Below are 7,284 nucleotides of genomic sequence, written 5' to 3'. Positions count from 1 at the left end.
TGGGTTATGTATCACCTTTTGAGTTTGAAGCAATGTACTATGATAAGATTAACCCGTTAGGTCAGGTGGCCTAACTTAAATAAAAAAGTCTCCGACAAACCCGGTACGGTTCATGATAATCAATGGTACAGTCAAAGTCAGCTTGGCCCAACCTGAAAAAGCAGGGATACGTCTGTTGGCAGATTTCCTCAATCAGTATTGTGCCTTCGCTAAAGCTCAAACGCAGACTCAAAGTCAAAACCTCAATACGATTACCAATCTACAACCCATCATGAAGCTCTATGCCTACCTATTGATGGGGTGGAGAGGAGAGTGGAGCCAATCCACAAGAACCTTGATAACACAATTGTTTGACCGAGACATGGTTCATCCCAATGACCAACAGTTTCTCAAACAGATGATGCAACAGAATCATCAATTCGACTTTTTTGATATCTTGGATGAAATCACACTGATTCAGCACAGCCTACCTCCTTCGTTAAGCCTTGCTTTGCTCGAAGAAGTATTGGTGTTAATGAATAAAAGAAACTTTGACGCTGAAACAGCACGCAGCCATTTCTTTCAGATCAGTACAGCATTCAATGTTGAGCAACAAACAGCATTCGCCATACTGACCAAGTATCCTGCATATACAGATACCCAAGCTAAGCAGCATGCTCCTCAATCTTCCATACCGATCCATCAGCTGACACCCGTACAACTCGCTGCCTGTGAGTTACTTGATATCACCCCTGAACAATTAGATCGACCAAGCCTCACGCTTGCCTACCGTCGTAAGATGGCTGACTTCCATCCTGACCAATACCAACAATTACCTCCAGCAGTGAGGCAATTGATTGAACAACAGGCGCAGCAGATCAATCAAGCACGCAGTTGTTTAGAAGCTCTGCTAGCGTCGCTTTGACGGAAAATCAAAATAAAGAAATTTCAGATACATATTACCTATTTGAACAACCAGCACCAAGCGAACGCAATGAATCGCTGACGACTGTCCAAACACAAATCAAGCCTTATCAAATAGAGGATAAAATAATGATGAATAAATTGAAGACTTTCCTATTGCCTGTACTACTCATACTTCCTTTGAGCTTATCGGGATGTGGTACTGAATTTAATCCTGAACAAATGGAAGTTACGCTCAATACAGAATATAGCCCAGGCGGATTATACGATCGGACTTATGTGATCCTCACCATCCGTTCACTCGATGCAAATCCAATCACACTGAATAAAGTGGATGTGAATAATGGCCGTTGTGGATATACCGCACGCTACCGTAATCCCATTCAATTACCAGCACATTTCCAAATGGGCCAAGCCTTAGAGTTATATTTAAACTGCTCTTACGAATCGATTGTGAAAGTTGATATTGAAACAGATCAAGGTGCAGCAAGTTATCGCTTTAAATAACACGGCAAAACTCAGGACGAGTATCACTGTATAGCGTAAAAGCAAGCAAACAACCATGCCCAAATTGGGCATGGTTTTTTTATGCCTACAGAGAATGCTTGTCATCACTTTACTCACTACGAGGACACTCATGATGAATCCCGTACATTGTCCTTATTGCCATTCAGATCAAGTGATCTTGAAAGCCACACAAGCGCATGGCCCTCAGTATTTTGAAAAAATCCTAGAAAATTTCTCACCCTTCACGATGGCTGTACTTGGAATAAAGCTGGCAAGAAGTGCGGGCATTCCCCCCTATGTCGGTGGATTGATTGGTGTAGTTGCAGGGGGCGTATTGATCTTGGTCAGTCAACATTACTTTTATCGACATTACCACGCGGCTCAACATTACCAATGTTTGCAATGCGGACAAAGCTTTGCCGTGGCTGATTAAAGAATTACCGCATTCATCACTGTCTCAACGCTAGCTGCAACAACCCTTGCTGCAACACCCCTAAACACACTGCATTTTAAGTTTTAAACATCACATCTTTATTTTTATAGAGGAATTCTGCTCATGGCACATTTAGTTGAAACAATGGCATTCACAGGTCAAACCCCTTGGCATGGATTGGGAAATCAACTCACGCCCAATCAACCCATCGAAGTTTGGGCACAACAAGCAGGTATGGATTGGCGTATTGAATCCTCTGATGTCAGTTACATGGCGAAAAACCAACGCGGACAAAACATCATCTTACCCTTTGAAGAACAACGAGTACTGTATCGCTCAGATACCCATGCACCTTTATCCGTGGTGAGTCAGCGCTTTCAAGAAGTACAACCCAAAGACATTTTAGAGTTTTATCGTGATCTGACTGAACAATCAGGCTTTGAGCTGGAAACCGCAGGAGTACTCAAAGGTGGGAAGAAATTCTGGGCATTAGCCAAAACTGGACAGACCTCAGCACTGAAAGGCAAAGATGTCAGCAATGGCTATATTCTTTTAGCGACGGCGTGTGATGGTACCTTGGCGACTACCGCACAATTCACCTCTATTCGTGTGGTCTGTAACAACACCTTAGCCATTGCACTCAAAGCACAAAACGCTGGATCGAACAACACAGGTGTGGTTAAAGTCCCGCACAGTACTCGTTTCGATGCGGAAAAAGTCAAACAGCAATTGGGCATTTCAGTCCGAGCATGGGATGAACACATGTATGAAATGAAGCAACTGAGTCAACGTAAAGTAACGCAACAAGAAGCAGCCGCTTACTTTGATGCGGTATTTAACAATACTAATCTGAGTATCGCTGAACAGGATGAAAGCATTATTCAGTTTTATCGAAATGCAGCCATGCCGAATCAAACAAACTCATCAAAAGCCGACAATAAAACCGAACCGAATGGACGTGCCATGTCAAAAGTCATGACTATGTTTAACGGACATGGACGAGGGGCAGAACTCAGTTCAGCCAAAGACACAGCCTATGGTTTACTGTGCGCAATCACGGAATTCACTGACCACGAAAGACGAGCGATGAGTACAGATCATCGACTCGATTCAGCATGGTTCGGAGCGGGGGCAGCGATTAAACAACGTGGCTTAGAACAAGCACTCAGAATGGTGGCATAAATTCAGTTTCAGTTAAGCAAGCTATATTAGCCTAAGCAATAACACCCTTCGCCACATTCTTCAGATGTGGCTTTTTTTATGCCTGAAATTTAGCTTTTACGATTTTATTCATACAGGAATATTCATAATGAATAGTAATACTCAAATTCAAAATACTTTAAACCATCTACCCTTATTGCCTTATGTACCTCAGCTTAATCCAACCCCACCTACCCAACAGGTCGAAGTAGGCACCCGAAGCAAACGTCATTCATCCAATCCAGCTCAAACTAAACAACCACGCAAAAGCAGAACACCTGTTGCTAAACGCTTAGCTAACACCAAGCAACTCAATTACCAGCAATGGCTTGAAGTCAGAAAGCAAGGCATTGGCAGCAGTGATGCTGCAACGGCCTGCGGACTGAATCCCTATATGTCGATGCTCGAACTCTGGATGATTAAGACAGGACGCATGCAACAAAACATTGAAGATGAAAGTGCAGGCTATGCACCGTTGTATTGGGGGAAACAGCTTGAACCTTTGGTGGCTGAATACTACAGCATGCATACCAACCATAAAGTCCGTCGAGTTAATTCCGTGCTACAACATCCTGATGAAGACAAACACTTTATGTTGGCGAATTTGGATTATGCCGTAGTCGGTAGCGATGAAGTGCAGATTCTAGAATGTAAAACCGTAGGGGAATATGGTGCAAAGCTTTGGCGGGATGGTGTACCACTGTATGTACTGTGCCAAGTGCAGCACCAACTGGCGGTAACAGGCAAACAAGCGGCACATATCTGTGCCTTGATCTGTGGACATGAAACCAAAATCTATAAAGTGACAAGAAATGAAACCGTGATCCAGCACATCATCAATGCTGAACGTCACTTCTGGCAATGTGTGGAATCAGGTATTCCACCGAGTGTCGATGCTTCGGATTCCGCTGCTAGAGCCTTACAACAACTTTATCCAGAGCAGATACCTCTGACCGTAGAAGACCTCAGCCAAAATGAACAGGCTAACTATCTCTTTAATCAATTACTTGAGGAGCGGCACAAAGTTGAACAACACCAACAGTATTTCGATGAATTAAAACATCAAATACAAATGATGATGAAAGATGCAGAACGTGCTGTGTTTACAGGTGGCTCAGTGACATGGAGGAAGTCACAAGACTCTATCAGCTTAGACACTAAGGCTTTATTGAAACAATACCCTGAATACCTCCAGCAGTTCCCACAAACTAAAGTGGGTACACGGCGTTTTCAGATTTATCCGAATGGTGGATAACTCATTCTTTATCCACAATGTAAAAGTCAAAAATAATGAAAGCATGACCAGTAGTATTAAAGTCATTCATTTGAAAGCATGGTTTTAACTGTGCTTTTATATTTCAACATCTCGTTTCAATAGACCACACAAACAACTAGCTCAGATTAAGAAACCCTACGTCCTCTGGGAACGTAGGGTTTTTTATGGCTTAACTTTTAAACTCCATAGAGGATACATTATGATCAAAGGTCTCGCAATTACACCACCCGTACTAGGTCGTATCAGTATTGGCAAGGTCGTGGAAAAGAATGGTAAGCGTGTCCCTGAAAAAGATGATCAATTTACTATTACCAGCCAAATCCAAGGAAAAGATGGGTGGATTAAGCACCCCTTGGATGAACAACTACGAGCTAAAGCACCGAACCAAAAACTCAGAAGCATTCCAGTGCGTATGATCTTTAACGATCCTGAACTAAATTTAAGGGCAGAGTACAGTCTGTTTGACCGACAAACTGGACGATTAATCTGCTCAGGCAATGGTGAAACCTGTCAGCGACTTGGACAAAATGGCATTGAACAACATCCATGTCCATCACCTGATTTATGTCCGTTGGCTCAAGGTGGACTATGTAAACCTTATGGCAGACTTTACGTCAATCTCGATGAATCGGATGAATTCGGTACATTCATCTTTAGAACCACAGGTTTTAATAGTATTCGAACTTTGGCAGCACGATTACGTTATTACAGCTCGGCTTCAGGTGACTTGCTTTCATGTTTACCATTGCAACTAATGCTAAGAGGCAAGAGTACCACTCAAAGCTACCGTACCCCGATCTACTACGTGGATTTAACCTTAAGGGATGGCACAAACCTGAAAGATGCGATTAGTTCAGCCAATCAGATCGATGAACAAAGCAAGGCAGTAGGATTTTATCAGGAGGCGTTGGACCATGTGGCACGGCAGGGTTATGGCAATGCCAGCTTTGAGGTGGGAGGTGAAGAGGGGCTGGATATTGTTGAGGAATTTTATACAGATGAATCAAGACCAGAACAGTCTCAACAAACACATGACCTGAGCCATGTGCAGGATATTCAGAAAGGCTTGCAGCAGTCGGTGCAGGCTTTGAATTGAAATGAATTTAATTAGAAAAGAGTACTCGTACTCTTTTTTTTTTGCAGATTTTGGTCTATAGATAAGAAGATATTCACTTCTAGAATATCTAAGAGATGGATTTACTTTAATAACGCTTTTTAGTATTTTGTTAGCAAATCAGAAGTATGTCCATCGTTATGCGTTCAAGTAGGTTGTCTAAGCTTATACTCGCATTTATCCTGTTCTTGTTTACGATAACAATTACGGGAGTTCATGCGTGGGCACCTGTTTTACTTGAAAATATTGAACACCAACATGAATTAAGTATTGTTGTGGAAGATGATGCATCTAGTCATTGGTCTTTGCAGCACTCAAAGGATTCTCCCAGAAGTACTGCTGATCATGAGGCAGAAGTACATAGTTGGAAGAATTTTGATGAGCCAATCTACCATCACTCGGTGAAGCCTATTTCTTCTGATAGTGATCTAAGCATAGACCCTGTGTTTATTCTAAGTTTTATCACTGCTCTTATTTTTCTGTTCTTAAAGTTATCTGAACATCAGATTCGGGTATTTGACTTTAGAAAAAGAATATTTATTTTACGTAATTCTTATACCTATACAAAAGCTCTTATTGTTCTAAGAAATTGATTTTTCTATACAAAAAATAATTCTTCATTTTTTTGTATAGGTAAAGTCATGTCTAAAATTTATCAGCTATTTCTTAGCTGTGGTTTTGTAGTAACGGCAGCAAACGCATTTGCGGAAACGAATTATGCTGAACTACAAAAGCAGGTAATCGCAAGTGATGCTGTACTCAATAGCTTACAGCAGTCCGAGCAAGCTTATGAAATAAATCAAAAGTTTGCTGGTATATTAAATAATCCGACTTTCAATGTGGAGTTGGATAATCTCGGTAATTCTAAACTGAAGGATTTGGATGGCCCAACAACCTTGTTGGGACTGTCACAAGAGATTCCTCTCAGTAATAAACTTTCCTTGAGAAAACAGATTGCGAGTTTTCAAGGTGATCGTAATGAGTTCGAAATAGCAAAACGTCAGGCTGAACTCAAAGCAGATTTAAGAATCTGTATGGCGAACTGGTATGTAGCTACTCGGCGTGCTGAAATTTATTCTTCTGAGAGTAAATTGAATGCCAGACAAGCTAACGTTCTTTCCGAACGGCTTAAGTACGGGCGAGTAATTCCTTCCGATGCTCAACTAAGCATAGCACTTTCATCTGAATCGAAATTGCGCCATCAAAATGAAGTGAAGAAGATTCAGTTCCAGAAAAATCTGTGCTCTAAGTTCACTTCCAACCTGCCAAGTAATGCATTGGAGGTTCCGTTAAGCTTTAATTTCACAAACAAAATAAGTTTGTCTGAGCAAGAAGCAACACTGAATTCGAAGCTGAAAAAGACTCAGTTTGAACTGGCCCGTAAAGAAGCAATACCAGATATTACTTTGGGAGTAGGGGTTAGGAACTACCAAGAAACCAATGACAAAGTCTTCCAAGTTTCAACGTCAATACCTCTCAATGTCTTTAATCGAAATAAGGGCAATATTGCGATTGCTCAAGCAGAGCATACGAAAGCAGAAACACAGTCTGTGCTTGTGAGTCGTAACTCTAAAATTGAATTGGAAAACAAATCAATTGAGGTTTCAAATTTAATTGATGCGATTAAGCAATATGATCAAACCGTTTTGCCCGCAACAAATGAAAGCCTGCGAATTGCAGAGATGGGTTACCAAGCAGGGAAAAACTCTTTACTTGAGTTCAATAACATCAAGCAAATTTGGCTAGACAAACATCTTGCTCGATTCGATTTGTGGTTGGCTTTGCAGACAGAAATTGCAGAAGTCGAGCGCAACTACATTACTCATTTAGATCAAGAATAAGGGCAAGAAT

Annotated in this window: 8 protein-coding genes and 1 pseudogene; all 9 read left to right on the top strand. The window is 41.4% G+C overall.

Going from position 1 to position 7,284, the window contains the following annotated elements:
- A pseudogene (locus tag ACSC97_RS02585) lies at window positions 1–74 on the top strand (type II toxin-antitoxin system HipA family toxin); the annotation flags it as partial.
- A gap of 38 nt (window positions 75–112) precedes the next feature.
- Window positions 113–904 carry a J domain-containing protein gene (locus ACSC97_RS02580; RefSeq protein WP_436659169.1) on the top strand — a complete coding sequence of 264 codons (792 nt, stop codon included), beginning with the start codon at window positions 113–115 and terminating at the stop codon, window positions 902–904.
- A 131-nt stretch (window positions 905–1,035) separates the two neighbouring features.
- The gene (locus ACSC97_RS02575; protein ID WP_125299936.1) at window positions 1,036–1,410 is read left to right on the top strand and encodes a hypothetical protein; all 375 of its coding nucleotides are present in this window, start codon (window positions 1,036–1,038) and stop codon (window positions 1,408–1,410) included.
- Between the two features lie 133 nt (window positions 1,411–1,543).
- The gene (locus ACSC97_RS02570) at window positions 1,544–1,843 is read left to right on the top strand and encodes a hypothetical protein (protein WP_075696204.1); all 300 of its coding nucleotides are present in this window, start codon (window positions 1,544–1,546) and stop codon (window positions 1,841–1,843) included.
- 123 nt (window positions 1,844–1,966) lie between these two features.
- Complete coding sequence (locus ACSC97_RS02565; protein WP_436659167.1) at window positions 1,967–3,025, top strand: DUF932 domain-containing protein; 1,059 nt, start codon at window positions 1,967–1,969, stop codon at window positions 3,023–3,025.
- Window positions 3,026–3,152: 127 nt separating this feature from the next.
- Complete coding sequence (locus ACSC97_RS02560; protein ID WP_436659165.1) at window positions 3,153–4,298, top strand: YqaJ viral recombinase family protein; 1,146 nt, start codon at window positions 3,153–3,155, stop codon at window positions 4,296–4,298.
- Window positions 4,299–4,518: 220 nt separating this feature from the next.
- The gene (locus ACSC97_RS02555; RefSeq protein WP_436659163.1) at window positions 4,519–5,415 is read left to right on the top strand and encodes a recombination directionality factor; all 897 of its coding nucleotides are present in this window, start codon (window positions 4,519–4,521) and stop codon (window positions 5,413–5,415) included.
- Window positions 5,416–5,573: 158 nt separating this feature from the next.
- Window positions 5,574–6,026, top strand: a complete 453-nt coding sequence (locus ACSC97_RS02550; protein WP_087548250.1) for a hypothetical protein — start codon at window positions 5,574–5,576, stop codon at window positions 6,024–6,026.
- Between the two features lie 48 nt (window positions 6,027–6,074).
- Window positions 6,075–7,274 carry a TolC family protein gene (locus tag ACSC97_RS02545; protein ID WP_436659161.1) on the top strand — a complete coding sequence of 400 codons (1,200 nt, stop codon included), beginning with the start codon at window positions 6,075–6,077 and terminating at the stop codon, window positions 7,272–7,274.
- Window positions 7,275–7,284 lie beyond the last annotated feature (10 nt).

Origin of the sequence: Acinetobacter sp. P1(2025), assembly GCF_051390655.1 — a bacterium.
Taxonomy (GTDB): domain Bacteria; phylum Pseudomonadota; class Gammaproteobacteria; order Pseudomonadales; family Moraxellaceae; genus Acinetobacter; species Acinetobacter junii.
Note: the sequence above shows the minus strand (reverse complement) of the source record. Positions and strands in the feature narration are given on the sequence as shown.

Coding starts and splice junctions, on each gene's coding strand:
- ACSC97_RS02580 (WP_436659169.1), top strand. CDS start 113: ATGATAATCAATGGTACAGTCAAAGTCAGCTTGGCCCAACCTGAAAAA.
- ACSC97_RS02560 (WP_436659165.1), top strand. CDS start 3,153: ATGAATAGTAATACTCAAATTCAAAATACTTTAAACCATCTACCCTTA.
- ACSC97_RS02575 (WP_125299936.1), top strand. CDS start 1,036: ATGAATAAATTGAAGACTTTCCTATTGCCTGTACTACTCATACTTCCT.
- ACSC97_RS02570 (WP_075696204.1), top strand. CDS start 1,544: ATGAATCCCGTACATTGTCCTTATTGCCATTCAGATCAAGTGATCTTG.
- ACSC97_RS02565 (WP_436659167.1), top strand. CDS start 1,967: ATGGCACATTTAGTTGAAACAATGGCATTCACAGGTCAAACCCCTTGG.
- ACSC97_RS02545 (WP_436659161.1), top strand. CDS start 6,075: ATGTCTAAAATTTATCAGCTATTTCTTAGCTGTGGTTTTGTAGTAACG.
- ACSC97_RS02555 (WP_436659163.1), top strand. CDS start 4,519: ATGATCAAAGGTCTCGCAATTACACCACCCGTACTAGGTCGTATCAGT.
- ACSC97_RS02550 (WP_087548250.1), top strand. CDS start 5,574: ATGCGTTCAAGTAGGTTGTCTAAGCTTATACTCGCATTTATCCTGTTC.